Origin of the sequence: Mesorhizobium sp. 131-3-5 (assembly GCF_016756575.1) — a bacterium.
Taxonomy (GTDB): Bacteria; Pseudomonadota; Alphaproteobacteria; order Rhizobiales; family Rhizobiaceae; genus Mesorhizobium; species Mesorhizobium jarvisii.
On sequence record NZ_AP023255.1, the window covers coordinates 459,414 to 475,495 of the forward strand.

Annotated in this window: 14 protein-coding genes and 5 pseudogenes; 12 read left to right on the forward strand and 7 right to left on the reverse strand. The window is 59.6% G+C overall.

The window, feature by feature from the left end; genetic code table 11:
• Positions 1–25: 25 nt before the first annotated feature.
• Positions 26–280, reverse strand: a pseudogene (locus JG747_RS34685) (integrase core domain-containing protein); the annotation flags it as partial.
• 143 nt (positions 281–423) lie between these two features.
• On the opposite strand from JG747_RS34685, the pseudogene JG747_RS34690 reads away from it, so the two are divergent.
• Positions 424–1,711 (forward strand): annotated as a pseudogene (locus JG747_RS34690) (IS110 family transposase).
• A 191-nt stretch (positions 1,712–1,902) separates the two neighbouring features.
• On the opposite strand, the pseudogene JG747_RS34695 reads toward JG747_RS34690, so the two are convergent.
• Positions 1,903–2,592 (reverse strand): annotated as a pseudogene (locus JG747_RS34695) (leucine zipper domain-containing protein); the annotation flags it as partial.
• A 279-nt stretch (positions 2,593–2,871) separates the two neighbouring features.
• Here JG747_RS34695 and JG747_RS34700 point away from each other — a divergent pair.
• Together JG747_RS34700 and JG747_RS34705 are read left to right on the forward strand one after the other, a co-directional pair.
• Positions 2,872–3,603 (forward strand): XRE family transcriptional regulator, encoded by a 732-nt coding sequence (locus JG747_RS34700; RefSeq protein ID WP_244748464.1) that lies wholly within the window; start codon positions 2,872–2,874, stop codon positions 3,601–3,603.
• Positions 3,604–4,212, forward strand: coding sequence for an RES family NAD+ phosphorylase (locus JG747_RS34705; RefSeq protein ID WP_019856492.1), 609 nt, complete (start codon positions 3,604–3,606; stop codon positions 4,210–4,212).
• Positions 4,213–4,275: 63 nt separating this feature from the next.
• On the opposite strand, the gene JG747_RS37965 is transcribed toward JG747_RS34705, so the two are convergent.
• From JG747_RS37965 to JG747_RS34715, 3 genes are all read right to left on the reverse strand, one after another.
• Positions 4,276–4,506 (reverse strand): DUF6527 family protein, encoded by a 231-nt coding sequence (locus JG747_RS37965; RefSeq protein WP_394811861.1) that lies wholly within the window; start codon positions 4,504–4,506, stop codon positions 4,276–4,278.
• Between the two features lie 143 nt (positions 4,507–4,649).
• A complete protein-coding gene (locus tag JG747_RS34710) occupies positions 4,650–5,909 on the reverse strand; it encodes a HesA/MoeB/ThiF family protein (protein WP_019856493.1) in 1,260 nt (419 codons plus the stop codon).
• Between the two features lie 135 nt (positions 5,910–6,044).
• Positions 6,045–6,716, reverse strand: coding sequence for a multiubiquitin domain-containing protein (locus tag JG747_RS34715; RefSeq protein ID WP_199201287.1), 672 nt, complete (start codon positions 6,714–6,716; stop codon positions 6,045–6,047).
• A 131-nt stretch (positions 6,717–6,847) separates the two neighbouring features.
• On the opposite strand from JG747_RS34715, the gene JG747_RS34720 reads away from it, so the two are divergent.
• From JG747_RS34720 to JG747_RS37395, 4 genes are all read left to right on the forward strand, one after another.
• Entirely contained in the window at positions 6,848–7,441 is a 594-nt protein-coding gene (locus JG747_RS34720) for a hypothetical protein (RefSeq protein ID WP_019856495.1), read from the forward strand.
• Positions 7,434–7,829: a hypothetical protein gene (locus JG747_RS34725; protein ID WP_020628768.1), complete on the forward strand. Its 396-nt coding sequence runs from the start codon at positions 7,434–7,436 to the stop codon at positions 7,827–7,829. The genes JG747_RS34720 and JG747_RS34725 overlap by 8 nt, the downstream gene beginning before the upstream one ends.
• An 88-nt stretch (positions 7,830–7,917) precedes the next feature.
• Positions 7,918–9,354 carry a hypothetical protein gene (locus tag JG747_RS34730; protein WP_199201288.1) on the forward strand — a complete coding sequence of 479 codons (1,437 nt, stop codon included), beginning with the start codon at positions 7,918–7,920 and terminating at the stop codon, positions 9,352–9,354.
• Positions 9,355–10,537: 1,183 nt separating this feature from the next.
• The gene (locus tag JG747_RS37395) at positions 10,538–10,729 is read left to right on the forward strand and encodes a hypothetical protein (protein ID WP_109671438.1); all 192 of its coding nucleotides are present in this window, start codon (positions 10,538–10,540) and stop codon (positions 10,727–10,729) included.
• A 16-nt stretch (positions 10,730–10,745) separates the two neighbouring features.
• Here the strand turns inward: JG747_RS37395 and JG747_RS34735 are convergent, their stop codons facing one another.
• A complete protein-coding gene (locus tag JG747_RS34735) occupies positions 10,746–10,925 on the reverse strand; it encodes a hypothetical protein (RefSeq protein WP_199201289.1) in 180 nt (59 codons plus the stop codon).
• 303 nt (positions 10,926–11,228) lie between these two features.
• On the opposite strand from JG747_RS34735, the gene JG747_RS34740 reads away from it, so the two are divergent.
• Entirely contained in the window at positions 11,229–11,861 is a 633-nt protein-coding gene (locus tag JG747_RS34740; RefSeq protein ID WP_244748465.1) for a ProQ/FINO family protein, read from the forward strand.
• 278 nt (positions 11,862–12,139) lie between these two features.
• Here the strand turns inward: JG747_RS34740 and JG747_RS34745 are convergent.
• A pseudogene (locus JG747_RS34745) lies at positions 12,140–12,588 on the reverse strand (Tn3 family transposase); the annotation flags it as partial.
• A gap of 367 nt (positions 12,589–12,955) precedes the next feature.
• On the opposite strand from JG747_RS34745, the gene JG747_RS34750 reads away from it, so the two are divergent.
• The 4 genes and pseudogenes from JG747_RS34750 to JG747_RS37710 form a co-directional block, all read left to right on the forward strand.
• On the forward strand, positions 12,956–13,129 hold the full coding sequence (locus JG747_RS34750) for a hypothetical protein (protein WP_199201290.1): 174 nt from the start codon (positions 12,956–12,958) through the stop codon (positions 13,127–13,129).
• A 122-nt stretch (positions 13,130–13,251) separates the two neighbouring features.
• Entirely contained in the window at positions 13,252–14,454 is a 1,203-nt protein-coding gene (locus tag JG747_RS34755; RefSeq protein ID WP_199201291.1) for a cytochrome P450, read from the forward strand.
• A gap of 94 nt (positions 14,455–14,548) precedes the next feature.
• Positions 14,549–15,835 (forward strand): cytochrome P450, encoded by a 1,287-nt coding sequence (locus JG747_RS34760; RefSeq protein ID WP_199201292.1) that lies wholly within the window; start codon positions 14,549–14,551, stop codon positions 15,833–15,835.
• A 1-nt stretch (position 15,836) separates the two neighbouring features.
• Positions 15,837–15,962 (forward strand): annotated as a pseudogene (locus JG747_RS37710) (ferredoxin); the annotation flags it as partial.
• Positions 15,963–16,082: the final 120 nt, after the last annotated feature.

Sequence of the window (16,082 nt, forward strand, 5' to 3'; positions counted from 1 at the left end):
ATAGGATTGCGCAAGAGCGATGGCCTCGGCTGATAGGTGTTTTGGACTTTAGGCTCCCGTGGGGACGGTGCCAATTGTAGCGATGCAGCCAGACCGGCAACTCTGCGGCACGATGATCTGAAGTCGGATAGGCGATGGCATAGGCCCATTCGCGCAGTGCTGTCTGGATGAAGCGCTCGGCTTTGCCATTGGTCTTGGGCGTGTAAGGCCTTGTCCTGACATGCTTGAGGCCGAGATCGCGGCAGGCCTTAGCGAAGGCCTTCGATCTGTAGCAGGAGCCGTAGCACCTACGGAATGAAGGAGCGGCGGCAGCCGAGACAGCGGTGCGCGCAGCTTTCAGGCGCGCACCGGTCGAGGCGGCCATGGCCAGTCAAAGTTTCTCTAGAATGTGAATGTTCACAACCCATTCCGGAGAGACCGACCATGACCACTTCAGATTCTACACCCGCCGCCGCGGTGCTGGTAGCGATCGACATTGCCAAGGTGCGCAATGAAGTTCTGATCGAAGCACCTGGCCACAAGCGCCGGCGTCGCCGTTTGGTCCTCAATACCCGCGTTGAACACGACCATCTGATCGAAGTGCTGCAGGCGTACGGCCGCCCTGTGGTCTGCGCCTTTGAGGCGACCGGGAACTATCACCGGCCCATCGCATGGCGCCTGGCTGAAGCGGGTTTTGAGGTGCGGCTGGTGTCGTCGCTGGCGCTGGCCCGAACACGAGAAGCGTTGCACAACAGCTGGGACAAGAACGATCCAAAGGATGCCCAGGTGATGCTGCACATGCTCAGGATCCAGGCGACACAGGTCTACCATGATCCGCTGCGGGCCGGCATCAACGACGTGCAGGAACTGTCGAAGACACATGAAGCGATCGCCCGGGCCAAGACCGAGATCCAGCACCGTATCCTGACGCACTACCTGCCGCTGTATTTTCCCGAGATCGATCGCTTCCGGGGAAACAGCCGCAGCGATTGGTTCTTCGCCTTCCTCCATGCCTTTCCGACCCCAGCAAGCATCACGGGGCTGACGAAGGAGGAGTTTGTGACAGCAGCATGGGATGTCGTCGGCCGCAAGGTCAGCAAGACACAGATTCTGATGGATATTTACGAGACGGCGCGCTCATCGATCGGACTGCCGCTGCCGCTTGATGCGCCTGCCATTCGCATGTTCCGGATGGTCATTGACGAAGCACGCAGCCTGATCCGGCAGCGCAATGAGATCGAAGCCCAGGCCGACGAGCTGTTGCGGCACAGCCAGGATTATCAACTCCTGCGACAAATCCCGGGCATCGGACCGATCAACGCATTGACCATCATTGCCGAAGCCGGCGATCTTCGCCGTTTCGGTCATCATCGCCAGTTTCTAAAGTTCTGCGGGCTGGACCTCTCGACACAGCAGTCAGGCCAATATCGGGGCCAGACCCGCCTTTCCAAATTCGGCAATGCTCGGCTGCGCCGCACCCTGTGGATCGCCGGACAAGTCGCCATCCGCCAGCGGGAGAATGGCTTCCGTCATAAGTTCGAACGCTACATCGCGAGGGATCGCGACAATCCCGATCTGCGCCGCAAGGCAATGACCGCTATTACCGCCAAGATGGCGCGTGTCGTGCACGCCGTCGTCAAAGGTGGTTCCGACTACCGGCCCTTCGTTGAGGGGCGGGTGCCAGGTGGAAGAACCTCTGTCAGCTAGGGCCGTGAGGGCATCGCTTCGATGACCCTGTAGATAATGTTCGGGTCTTCCGCCTGGATCAGAAGCTCGTGTTGAGGACGGTGAGGGCCGCCTTCGTGCGTACCCTGTGTTTGCTATGGACGAGACCTTTTCCCTTGCCGGTGGAAGCCGCCTGGTTCGACGACTTGACCAACGTCACGCAGCAAGAGCATGCTGACGAACAGGGAGACCTTGACTGCAGGCTCCCTTTCCTTCCGCGCTTAGGACGTTGTCAGTCATGACGCGGGCTATCGCGACGCCGAGGCTGGCGTAGTAGGCGACCGCCGCCTTGAGGAAGGCGATGGCGCTTTCTTTTTTCTCATCGGGCAGTATCTGCGAGAAGGCGATGCGGGAGGCGTCGTCGATGCAGACATGGACGAACTCCCAACTGCTGCCGCGCGAGCTGGCATTGCCGGTGCGCTTGCCGGTAATGCGATGACCGATGCGCTCGAAACGACCGAGCTTCTTGATGTCGATATGGATCATCTCGCCGGGATGCTCGCGCTCGTAGTGTCGGATCGGCTCGGCCGGTTCGATATCCCGCAACCGCGACAGTCCGGCACGCTTGAGAACGCGGCTAACGGTGGCGGGCGAGACGCCGACCTCATGGGCGATGTGCTTGCCGGTCCAACGTTGCCGCCGCAGCGCCATGATGCGCTCGGCGATCAACGCAACGGTGGCCTGTGGCATATGGGTGGGCCGCGACGAGCGGTCGACCATGCCTTTGCTACCCTCGGCCCTGTAGCGCTCGACCCAACGAGCCACGATCTTGGCCGACACGCCATACGTCCGCGCCGCATCGGCTTTGGAAAAGGCGCCTTCTATCACCGAAAGCGCCATCTCCTCTCGACGCAGCGGCGTGAGACGGGCATTCTTGTGGATGTTCATTCGGACCCTCCGATGAGTGCTGAAGCTTGGTAACTCCAGTCTCCTCGGTTCGGTCCGAATGGACAACCTCCTGAAAGCTCACAGCTAGCTCCCCACGCGTGGCAGGGCAGTCTGTAGGATTTAGGGCCGGGAGCCGCGTGGGGCAGAGGCATTGTTCCAGCATCCTCCAAAACGAGCGCGCGGTCCGAACGGTCACACAACCCTAAAGAAGACTAGATCGATTCTTACGAACTTGACGAACTTGACGAAAGACGCCATATGGCATCCAAGAGGTACGATATGGTTCAAGCCAAAAACAAACAGAGCCGCAGCACCAAGAGGCCCAAACGAGCTTCTTCGCAAGAAACGCTCACGACCGCCTTCATGACAAGTGCGGGCGCGGCTCTGCCTAAGGGCACTGCCGGAGTTACCTTCCGTGCTCCACGTAACATTGTCGATGTGATCTCCAAGAAACCTGCTAAGATAAAGGCCCTTTTGGCTGGTTACGGCAGGGCGATGGCCGAAAGTCAGGCGGCGGGCCGAGCTGTCAGTTTCCGTGTCAACGTCGATCCGACGGGCGATACTACTGTCACCCGACTGACCAATATGCCGGCGGATGCCGCCCAAGATTTGACAGTAGCGCTCGATCAGGCGCGCGCGCGCGGCAAGATTCACGCAGCAGCAATCTTGGCTCAAGCGGACATGCTGAGCGCGGACAGGTTCGCGTCGCTGTTAGGTATCAGCCGAATGACCGTCAACACCAAACGTCAAAACGGTCGGGTGTTGGGTCTCGACGGCGCTAAGCGCGGCTTTCGCTTTCCTTCGTGGCAGCTCGGTGAGGACGGAAAGCCGTTTGAAGCGCTTCCAGGTCTCTTCGAGCGATTGGGTGGAGGGCCGTGGTCAGTATATCGTTTTCTCGTACAGTCGCATCCAGAACTCGATGGGCTGACGGGTCGTGAGGCATTGCGACGCGGCAAAACGGAGGAGGCGTTAGCCCTCGCCGACAGCATTGCCCATGGTACCTTCGCCTGAGTGCCGCGGCTCCATCCACCATCTGGGTTCGCGGCCGTTTCGCTCGATAGCGCGACAGTCGACGTCGGTCTGCAATTCGGGCGCATTCTGCTCACACGCTTCCGGGACCCGCTTGGATTTGGTAAAGGCCCAAGCCGATTTAGCGATCCTCGCCGTCGATCGCCCGATCGTCGCTTCGGTGTCGTCTATCTAGGCAGCAGCATAAAGGTCTGCTTCGTCGAGGCGGTGCTGCGCGACCAAGGCGATGGCCGGATCGGCGATCTCCTGTTGGACGAGTACGATCTTGCAGCACGCAGCTACGCGTTGGTCGAGGTCACCGCAGCGCTGTCACTCGTAGACTTCCGGGGCGACGGACCATTGAGAATGGGCATTCCCAGCGATGTAGCCCGAGGCTCGAGACAGAGTTTGGCACGCCGATGGTCGCTCGCCATATATGAGCACCCAGCTCGACCGGACGGAATAATTTATCCCTCACGTTTGAATGGTGAAACAAATCTGGCGATCTACGACCGCGCAATCCCGAAGCTTCATTCGATTAAGCATGGTCCACTTCTCCAGGAAACCGGGATCGCGACAATCCTGAGCGACCTGAAGGTCGGACTACAATGAGAACTCGAGATTAGATGCCGCGCCTACTTTTCAACGCGTATCTCTCCATTGTCGGCGGACTGGCTACGAACGTGGCCGAGTTCCATGTCGGGGGGGCTGCGCAATGCCACTGTCTCGAGCCCAAACGATACGACCGGCTCGAACAAAGAAATGTGCTCGACAGTCTTTCACTCGCCAAATCGACGGCTTGAGTGTAACCACACCAGCGCATCCCACTTCCGCCTTCCAGCTTGGCTTGTCGCGAGGGACCAAGCTCAGTTGGATGCGTGCGCGACATCCACATGGGCAAATCATAGCCGCCTGCCACGAATCTCGATCTTCACCCACAAGGTATATCCGGCGTTCCTTCAGTCGATCCGGCAAATCGTCTACGAATACCGCGCGGTAGCGCGGTAATAACCGATCGCCAAGGGACCGAAAAAGGCGTCGAATCCAGTTCAAGCAGCCTCCCTCTGTTCACTCAATTCGGCCCAATCGAGCAATGGCGTCACGTCGCCCCGACCGATGTGGCGTTCAAGGGCCAAACATGGGCTGCCGTCCTCAAGGTGCTCGAAGATACCGTGGCTCAAGGAAATCCGGTGGATCGCGTAGTCACTGTTCGGGTCGATGCGATAGGGGTGCAGTCGGGCGAGCAGCTCGTTAACGGCTAGGCTCGCAATCAACATATTCAGCTGGATAACCGCCGGCCGGTCTTCAGCCACACCTCGTATGTAGCCTTGTGCAAGTTGAGCCTGATACGCAGCACGGTCGGTGCGAAACAACCCAGCAGCGCGGACCTGCTCCATCGTATAGACGTTTCGGCTCAGCAAGCTGGATCCGCCAGGTTGCAGATAATGAACCGTGCCACAGACTTGATCGACGCTTCCTTGCCCATCGGCCTCAAGCTTTACGCCGAGATCGAAGTAGGGGAGGAGATAAAAAGTCGCCAGTTTGTTGAGCAGGTGCCGCCCATCAATGCTGTCCATACATCCAAACACAATGTCGCAACCTGCAATCGCGCGAACGACGTCCGGGTGGAACAAATCGGCGCAGTATGTCTCGACTTCGGTGCCAAGGCCGATTGAGCGGATTGCTTCCGCAAGAACATCCACTTTCGGTCGCGCCGCTGCGGCATCGGCCATAGTTGAGTTAAGAATGCGATTTAGGTTTTTGTCTTCGACGTGATCGGGGTCGACGAGAACGAGCCCTCCGACACAGTTTCGCGCAAGCTGCTCGACAACAGGGCTGCCGGTTCCAGAACATCCCACCACAGCAATCCGGAGTCGACGCAGTCGCGAGTAGGTGCCGGCGCCGAAGGCCTGGGCGACCCGCTTGCCAAAGGTCTCAACACAAGTTTCGCCATCAGAATACCAAAAGGAGAGGTCGTCTCCGACGACGTTCACATGAGAAAACGGTTCGAAATGACCTGCATCATCCACCACGCGACCGAAAATGCGGCCGTCATCCATCAATATCGCGCTGCCGTGCGGACCGCCATCGGTCCAGCTGTAGATGCTCGGGAATAGTTCCTTATCCGAAGCGTCATCGACGCTGGAAAATTGATCGTAGCCAAAATGGCCGTGTATCTTGACGACCGCCAAGTCGCGTTGCGCTGCTTCGTTGAGGAGCGGCTCAAGTTTGGCTGTTGACCAGGTTACGCGATCAGGTAGTCGAACACTGCATTGATCATATGGGATAGTAACGACCTTCTGGACCATCAGCCGATGACGGGATTGGCCCGCTCGGCGACCGCACAGCAACAGCGCGACGGCTTCACACCGGTCACTGGGAAAGAGATGCTGCACAAGTGCGTCCCTTTGAGCAGATGTAAGGGTAAGCGAAACAGCCATCGTTTAAGCTTTCGCAAGTTCACGTGACAGCCAGCTGTCGACGAGGCCAAAATGGGTGGAAAGATTGTCGACTCCCGGACGCCAGGGGTTAGCGGGCGTTCGATGGCGACTCCACCTCTGCCATACCTTTCCATCGAACGATTCTGCAGCGAGTGCGCCAATTGAGCGGCCGTCGCTCCGTTGCAGTTCTGGGTAAAAGTAGGCCATATCGATTTGCGCTTCGGGGTAGCCCGTGTCGATGCGCACGTTCACGTCCACTGCGCTTACATTGTAGCCAGGCGGCAATGGGTAACCGTAAATAACAACCCTAAGCACGCCCCCTTCTCTTACCAGTTCATAGCGAAGACCGGTTGCCACAAGCCACTCAACGTCCTCCGCCGGGAGGTCAAACTCCCGGCGGTCGGTACCCAGTCCTTCAGTTTGATCGAGCGGCAAGGTTACGAACCGTTCGACGCCAGGCTCGCGCAAGTCGACTTCCTTGTCGATCTCGATCCGCTCGGGCGCCCCGCGCTTGGGTTTGAAGTAGAGCGCGAAATGCTCCGGAGGCGACTTTCCGGCGAGAACCAACAGCTCACGGGCTGTTGGCTGCGCCTTATTGCTCTCGTAGTGTTCCTTGTCGATCTGGACCTTATAGGACTTCTTGTCCTTCACGTCCTTCTCATCATCATCGCTCATCGCGCAGCTCCTTGCTATTTTCTCTGCATCAGATGATGCTGACGGCGCTTCGTGTTGCAGACAGCAAAACGCCGCCAAATTTTTTTCAGGGCGGCTGTCCGAGACCCGCGGCTTCGTCAGCATAGGGAAACATGCGCACGCAAGCTAAGGTAGTATCTGAGGGCGACGAGGTCGCAACAAGCGATGAAGTCGCGCAAGCTTTGGCAGCGCTTGACATCACTGAAATCGCTCGCCTCAACCTGATTGCCAAGCTTCGGGCCCGTTATGCTCCCGGGTTCGAGTGGCGGGATTTGCTACATGACGCGATCGACAAGGCTCTGGATGGCACACGCAAATGGCCGCGTAGATTGCCCTTTCTTCTGTTTATGCGGGAGGTGATGAGAAGCCTCGCAAGCGAACACCGCCGCAAATGGCAGTTTGGACCGATTACCATTGAGGCCGATCTCCTGACACGCTCGGGTCAGGAATCGGTCCTCACGACAACTGCAAGTGACTGTCCTGGACCTGAACGGGATATCCACGCGCGTCAGATGATCAGCCAAATCTTGTCGCTTTTCGATGGGGACGCTGCGGCACTCGCAATCCTTGATGGCCTAGCCAAGGGACTTGAGCCGCATGAAATCCAGGCGCAAGCCGATCTAACGGCAAAGCAATATGCGTCGGCGCAGCGTCGAATCCGACGCTGTCTTGTCCGCGCATATCCGGAAGGAGTTGAGCATGAGTAATTTTGATCCTGCAGATCGCCTCGACGCGCTGTTGCGAGGCTGTGAGGACATTGTTGCTGGCACTGTCAATGGCGACATGACGGCGACTGCGCGAGGCGAGGCTGATGAAACCTCTTCTTTCATCGCAATGAGGCTAGCGCAGTTCAGATCCACCGTTTCACACGCATCGGTCGGGCACGCCCCAGCCTACCCCAAAGTAGCTGCGAGGCGCGCGGTTCCCCGTGACGCGGCTGGACGACGTCGGCTTCTCGGTCGCCTTATCGCTTCGCGACCTGAACTGCCGACGCGGATCAGCATGGCATTCAAGAGTCGAGAGCCGGAGGATGCCGAAATTGCAGAAATGCTGGATGAGTTGTTGCGCACGGACGACGGGTCAGCAATGGGATGAGCGAGCTGTTTAGGCGTTATTATTTCCAAGCCCGCGCTTTGCCGCGGGCTGTGGCGTTTGGGTATCGGTGGTTTGACGAGCCCACCCGATGACATCCGAGGTCGTCGTAATGAACAGCCTTGGCGTCGCGCTTGCCAGCGATAGTGCTGCGACAGTCAACAATGGCGAGGGTGACAAAGTCTTCAACTCTGCCGACAAGCTGTTCATGCTATCTAAGCGCCACCCTGTCGGAGTGATGGTTTATGACAACGCAGCCCTGCTTGGAGTGCCGTGGGAAACGATCATCAAGGTGTTTCGGCGGCAGCTCGGCAACTCCAGGTTTGCGACGTTAGAAGAATATGGCAGCGCGCTGATCGGCTTCCTTGATAGGAACGAAAGACTGTTTCCTGCGGCGTTGCAGGATCGTTTTTATCTTCGCTCAATTGAGACGCTTTTCGCATTACTTGAGAACCGCATCGAAGACGCAATCTACGCATCGTTCGTTGATGGCACCGATCCGCCGCCGGCCTCGAGTGACATCGCGCGACAGATCATCAATAAAGAGCGAAACAGCTGGAAGAGCGAGGCGGAGGCATCGTGTCTCGCTGAAGGTGTTGGAGCGCGCCTTACCGGTCGCTTCTCGGGCGAAATAAGCAAACGTATTGCGGCTGCGTTCGGTCCATTTCGGATCGATTCGGAGACCATGCAGGCGCTTTACGAACTGGCGAGGCTGATCGTCTCCAAGGAGAGAATTCCCAGCTTTTCGCTGAGCGGCATCGTGGTTGCAGGCTTCGGAGAAGATGAGCATTTCCCTGTGATGCAGTCTATGGAGATCGGCGACGTTTTCGAAGGTCGGCTCAAATATCGCTGCTGTGAGGTTCGAAGGATCGATTGCGATACGCCATCGGTTATTGTCCCTTTCGCTGATGGCGACATGGTCAACACCTTTCTCCATGGGATGAATCCCGGCTTTGAACTTCGTATGACGAAGGAGATTGCAGACCTCGTGACCAATCTGCCGGACGCCATCGTCGATGCGATCGCGGACTTGACTGATGAACAGCGCGCCAAGTGGAAAAGTCAGTTTCGTCCCGAAAGCAAAAAAGCCATCAAAAGCTTGATCCAAAAGTTGAATGAGCAGCGAGAAGAAAAACACCTCGGCCCTATCAAACAGGCGATTGCGAATATGCCGAAGGATGAGCTGGGTTTTGCAGCCGCGCGGCTAGTCAGCTTGAACTGGTTTCAAAAGCGCATGTCATTAAGCACCGAGACGGTCGGCGGACCGGTTGATGTTGCTGTTATCTCCAAGGGAGATGGCTTCATTTGGATCGACCGCAAGCACTATTTCCGACCGGAGCTGAACCAACATTTCTTCGACAACTATCACTTCGACCAGGAAACGAATGGAGCCTCACATGATCAAGGAGAAAAAGCCCGTAAGCACAAAAATGCCCGGACGCGAGAAAAATCTGACGGACGAAGTGCTGGACGAACTGATCGAGCGATATCCTCACCTCAAAGCCGCCCGCGACGCGATGCGGACTGAGGGAGTATCATGCAATGAATTCTCACAGGACGCGTTGGGTGTGTTCCGTCAGCGTTTCCGTGTTTGACAGGACGTCGTGAGCCGTAGGAGATACGGTTTCAACGACCACAATTAGGTGGTCTTGGAGACGGAATTCGCATGCCTTGGCGTCGGCGAGGGGAGACGTCAACACAGGAGGATCTGTGCTGGTGCAAACCTCTTAATGTTCGCGTTCTGTGCTTCTAAAGTCGCATAAAAGGGCATTATCGAATTGGGAGTGATGTCCCGAATAATTGGCATCGTCCAGTTGCCGCCCGGATAATCATTGGCGACGAACACCTCGACATGGTCGACACCCTAAGCTTCATCGGTGAATCATATTTAAGCGGCAAGGGATCCTTCCCGAAATCGAGCGGCAGCGCGGGTTTTGGCCGGCCGCATCGACTCGCCACGCCTCCGCTAGATCGAGCGGCGTAGCGCCTCCAACATTGAGTTCGCAGTGCCGCTGTCCTAGCCGGCGAAGGTCGTGTTCGTCATCCCCGCGGTTCCGGCGGCGATGCACCCACCGCTGGCCCTCATCTGATGCGCGCTTCGGCCTGCGGACAGCAGACAGCGAAGCCGCCACGGCCGCGAAAATCTCGCAATGTCGGCTCGATTCCAGGTCCCGTCCGCCACTTTTGCGGGGTGATCCGTGCAGGTGCCTGGCGTGGATCGTGCCAACCATCCCCTGACCGCATCATTGCCAGCGTCCTCCTTCAGCCGGCCGAGCCTCGCGACGCCGGATCGATCATAACGATACTCTTCGAAGAACATTCTCTTTGTAGCAAGCGTGACGGTCTGCGCTGTCTTACCGAGTTTCAGCCTTTGCCATCGCCTCCTGTCCTCCCTGCCGCGCGTCACTCTAACCTGCTCTCATCACCTCACCTCACGCGGGAAAGAGTGTCATTAACGTCATCCTGTGCGGGAAATGTCACAGCGATAAGACAGAACGCAGAAAAGCCATAGTGGCGTCCTGCCAAGCAACCCTATTGCAGAGTCCACCGGGCCCGCCGGCGACATAATCAAGGAGCTCTCGGATAGGACAAGCCGGTGTTTGGTTCTCCCGGGTCATCTGCGATTTAAATCAAATCCGTCTGTGGATATTGACGATTGCGTGACCCTCACCTCGTAGACGGCTAACGCGGGCGGCAACTGAGAGGGTCATATGACAAGCGATTTTTCCGCCGCGCGAGTGCATCTAGATCGAGCATATCATTACCTGCGAGGCGATGACCCGATCAGCCAGAGAGGGCGCGAAGCCTTGGATCTGCTAATTGAGGCAGTTGCCGTCGAGGAGTTCAAGCAGCCGAGCCAAAACGCGGAGGTGCTAATGTTTCCGATTGGGCGCCGCTTCTGAGGCCGAATATTGCCCGTCAAGGCATGAGCCGAGTCGGCAATCGAATGGGAGTCCGAAGCCTGTCGCCCACAACCTTCTGAATTTCGCTGCGCCTATTGTCATCGGCGGCAGCTATTCCGAAATGGCCGCCGCCCGGCAGTTCCGCCGCGCCCGCGCCAGGTGCCGGGTTGTGGCGGAACGCTTTTTTTTCAGCCATTCGCCTGCCTTCCTGTCCCAGGACGGCGTCGATCCGGCCGAGATCACGGAACGGTCGCCTGAGTAGCTTTCGCGCTACGCGACGCCCTGGTACGACGGAACGGCCGAACGGGTGAGAGGAGCCGCGACGGTTTCGGGTCCTACTCGCTGACGGCCCTCCGCGGAGGGCCGTCGAGTCTTTTTCGCTGCCGGCGTTTGATATGCGCTGCCAAGGGTCAATGAGCTGGCGGAGATATTGGAGAACAGCATTCCACCGACCCTGATGTATGGCTGTGAACTCTAACGGGACGGCTCGGCGTGATTGGTGCCGATCCTGCTCGGCTCACCAGGCACCTCGCGTGTCCGAATGAGGAGGTCTTTGCCCTGCGGAGCGAATGCTCATTTTTCCATAATCATTGCATATATCAGTGCTAGGAAGGTCCGAATTGGAAACGAAAACAATGGGGCGAGGCTTATGATGTTGAGCTGTAGCCGAGGCAAATCGCCTGCACAGCTTTTCCGCTATCTATCGGCCAAGTGGCCTGCGGCGTTCAATCCGAAAGCGCCCAGGCCGCTCAAGATCGGCATCCATCATGACATTCGGGTGCTCGACGGCGAACTGTCCGATGATGAATTGAGGAGAGCCCTGCTGGCGTATACCAAGATGGCCAAATACTTGGCGAGACTGGATGCCGGCGCCGCACGGGTCAATCTCGATGGCAAGCCGGCCGGCGTGGTCTCGGATGCGGACGCCGCGACCGCCAAGGCTTTGCTTTGCTCCCGCAAGGACAAACAAAAGGGCAAGCAAACGCCGGAGCCAAGGGTTGAGCCTCAAGCGCCACCCAAACCAAAACCGAAGCGAACCGCCGTGTTCAAGGCGAAGAATACGGCCGACAGCCCGACCGGCATAATCGTTGAGACGAAGCGTCGCCGGTCATTCCGAAAGCCGATGACTTGATCGCCGCTGAGCGATAGCTCGCGCCGACCGGGACAGCCCTCAGGGTCGGAGCACATGGCGCCCCGCGCCAATCCGAATTGCCGCGATCGCAATGGAGTTGCCGCATTCGCGCTGGCGAAACGGAGTGGTCGGTCAACCCTTCTTCGGGATGAACGAAGGCCGGAGGCTATTCCGATGGTCGTTCTGGCTACCGCTGCGACCGTGATATTTCGGGATGGCAGTCAGATCGATGCCGGCCCAGATTGACTGTGGCCATACTGCTGCTCAACCTCCTCTCAGTTGATAACGTTGGAAAGAATGGGAAGCAGATTGGGAAATTCAGCGCGCAGGCATGGCGGCGCCAGCTTCTGCTGGGCGATCGCCTTCAGGCGTGGCGGCAGGTGAACCCGAGCAGGCGGCAAAAAGCCACGCCGACGGCGGTCGAATATTGGCCCTGAATCTCGACGTTGGTGCAGTGTCGCAGAACGCCCTTGATCATCGCGGCGACCTCCGAAGACGAACAGCGCTTGAGCTGCGAGAAAATGCAGGTCGAGCCCTTTTCGACATGCCATTAGATCATCACGCCACGACCGCCATAGCGGACATGCCATTCCGTCATCAGGTTGCCGTCCCAAGCGCCGAACTTCTTGGAGTCCGACGCGCAGGCCGTCCCGGCTTCGCCCCAGATGGCGGTGTTGCGGATAGCCAGTGTTGTATTGGCAACGCGCCCGCAAGCCGCCTCGAGCGCGCCCCTTAGCAAGCACGTGAACCCTGAGCCAACCTCCTATGGGTCAATATAGGGTCAGGTGGCCTGCCATCATTCCAGGACAGGACAACTGACAAAGAAGGTGTCGCCTATCCGACACTCTTCTGTCGTCTTTGTTGGGTCCGCGACACCGGCCTATTTCGCCGAGCTCTTGTCTAGCCTCAGGCTAATCCGCTGAAAAGCAATCACAATGTTTTTCTTCTGCTGGGTCGCCAAATTGGCACGAGTTTTGAAACTCCTTCGTTGGGAGCCGGGAGCCGCGGACCGACCTTCATTTCGTGGATGACACCGCGATTGATGAAACGGAGAAAGAAAAGCAAAATGTCAAATCCGCATCAGATAACATTCTATGCAAGGGGGCCTCGGCGAAACCGCCCCGTACCCAAACAGGCTGCCGCCCTTGTCGACCCTTGCGCAGGAAATCTTGATGGCCGGCTGCGACTCAAAGGCCCACCACACTCGTCTTATCCTGAACTCGAAGGCGCAGGATAAAGTTCTGCATCTCGCCGCGCGGTATGCCTAGGCAGTTACACGTTGGCCGATCTTGATAATCGAGTCGGGCTACGCCGCGGAGGACGTCTACATGCCATCGTCATTCGCTGCCTGCAGCGCCTTCCGCCCTTCCATCGCTAGAGAAGTGCCACCATGTCCGAACAACCCTTGCCGACGCTGCCGATGTGGCGCGTCGACCACATCGAGCCCTCGCCTGAGATGTTGGCGCTACGCGCCAACGGTCCGATCCACCGCGTGCGCTTCCCCTCCGGGCACGAAGGCTGGTGGGTGACAGGCTACGACGAGGCCAAGGCGGCGCTGTCCGACGCGGCGTTCCGGCCGGCGGGAATGCCGCCGGCGGCATTCACCCCGGATTCGGTGATTCTCGGTTCGGCGGGGTGGCTGGTCTCGCACGAGGGGGGCGAGCATGCCCGGTTACGCACGATCGTGGCGCCGGCCTTCAGCAACCGCAGGGTGAAGGTGCTCGCGCAGCAGGTCGAGGCGATCGCCGCGCAGTTGTTCGAGACGCTGGCGGTCCAGCCCCAGCCCGCCGACCTGAGGCGCCACCTCTCCTTTCCGCTGCCGGCCATGGTCATCAGCGCGCTGATGGGCGTGCTCTACGAGGATCACGCCTTTTTCGCCGGGCTGTCCGACGAAGTGATGACGCACCAGCATGAAAGCGGCCCGCGCAGCGCGTCGCGCCTGGCCTGGGAAGAACTGCGCGCCTACATTCGCGGCAAGATGTGGGACAAGCGCCAGGATCCGGGCGACAACCTGCTGACGGATCTGCTCGCGGCGGTCGAGCAGGGCAATGCGACCGAGGAAGAGGCGATCGGCCTGGCGGCGGGCATGCTGGTGGCGGGGCACGAGAGCACCGTCGCGCAGATCGAATTCGGCCTGCTGGCCATGTTCCGCCATCCACAACAGCGCGAACGCCTAGTCGGCGATCCATCCCTGGTGGACAATGCGGTGGAGGAAATCCTGCGCATGTACCCGCCGGGCGCGGGCTGGGACGGCATCATGCGCTATCCGAGGACCGACGTGACTATCGCGGGCGTGCATATTCCCGCGGAGAGCAAGGTGCTGGTCGGCCTGCCGGCGACGTCGTTCGATCCGCGCCATTTCGACGACCCGGAAATCTTCGACATCGGACGCGACGAAAATCCGCACCTGACGTTCTCGCACGGGCCGCACTACTGCATCGGCATGGCGCTGGCCAGGCTGGAACTCAAGGTGGTGGTCGGCTCGATCTTCCAGCGCTTTCCCGCGCTGCGCCTGGCCGTGGCGCCCGAAGAACTGAAGTTGCGCAAGGAGATCATCACTGGCGGGTTCGAGGAGTTCCCGGTGCTCTGGTGACGCGCGGACGCCGCCCGGAATCGCGATCTTATCCGCAATTTGCCGGCGCGCCTAGCACGCGCCGGTCAGATCAGCCAGCCAACGGGTAACCAAGATGGACGTGCAAGAAACCAAGGCAGCATGCCGGGACGCCTTCGCCGAACTGGCGTCGCCAGCGTGCATCCACGACCCGTATCCGTTCATGCGGTGGTTGCGCGAGCACGATCCGGTGCATCGCGCGGCGTCGGGCCTCTTTCTGTTGAGCCGCCACGCCGACATCTACTGGGCACTCAAGGCCACGGGCGATGTGTTTCGGGGACCGGCGCCGGGCGAACTGGCGCGCTATTTCCCGCGCGCGGAGACCAGCCTGTCACTCAATCTCCTCGCGTCCACGCTAGCGATGAAGGATCCACCGACGCATACGCGTCTGCGCCGGCTGATCTCGCGCGATTTCACCATGCGCCAGATCGACAACCTGCGGCCGAGCATCGCGCGCATCGTCGCGGCGCGCCTGGACGGCATGGCGCCCGCGCTTGAGCGCGGGGAGGCGGTGGACCTGCATTGGGAATTCGCGCTGGCCTTGCCAATGCTGGTCTTCGCCGAACTGTTCGGCATGCCCCAGGATGACATGTACGGGCTCGCTGCCGGCATCGGCGCCATTCTGGAAGGCCTGAGCCCACACGCCAGCGATCCCCAGCTCGCCGCGGCGGACGCGGCCAGCGCCAGGGTGCAGGCCTACTTCGGCGATCTCATACAGCGCAAGCGCACCGATCCCCGCAACGACATCGTGTCGATGGTGGTCGGCGTACACGACGACGATGCCGACACGCTGTCGGATGCGGAGTTGATCAGCATGCTGTGGGGCATGCTGCTAGGCGGCTTCGCCACCACTGCTTCGACCATCGACCATGCGGTCCTGGCGATGCTCGCGTATCCCGAACAGCGGCACTTGCTGCAGGGAGACGCCGTAGGGGTGAAGGCATTCGTCGAAGAAGTCCTGCGCTGCGACGCGCCTGCCATGTTCAGCTCCATTCCGCGTATCGCCCAGCGCGACATCGAACTGGGCGGCGTGGTGATCCCGAAGAACGCGGACGTGCGCGTGCTCATCGCGGCCGGCAATCGCGACCCGGACGCCTTCGCCGATCCCGACCGCTTCAATCCCGCGCGGTTCTACGGCACCACTCCTGGCATGTCGACCGACGGGAAGATCATGCTGAGCTTCGGCCACGGCATCCACTTCTGCCTCGGTGCGCAACTGGCCCGGGTGCAGTTGGCCGAGAGCCTGCCGCGCATCCAAGCGCGCTTCCCCACACTGGCATTGGCCGAGCAGCCGACCCGGGAACCGTCCGCGTTCCTTAGGACGTTCCGCGCGCTGCCGGTGCGGCTGCATAAGGGGGGCTGAGATGCGCGTCGTGATCGACCAGGATCTATGCGGAACCACCGGGCAGTGTGTGCTGACGCTGCCGGGCATCTTTCGCCAGCGCGAACCGGACGGCGTGGCGGAAGTGTGCGTGGCGAAGGTCCCGCAGGCGCTGCACGCCGCCGCGCGGCTCGCGGCCAGCCAGTGTCCGGTCGCCGCCATTCGGGTCATCGAAAGCGACGCTGGCGAGCGCGCCAGCGCCGACCCTGCGCCTTCTCCGGCGCAGGCT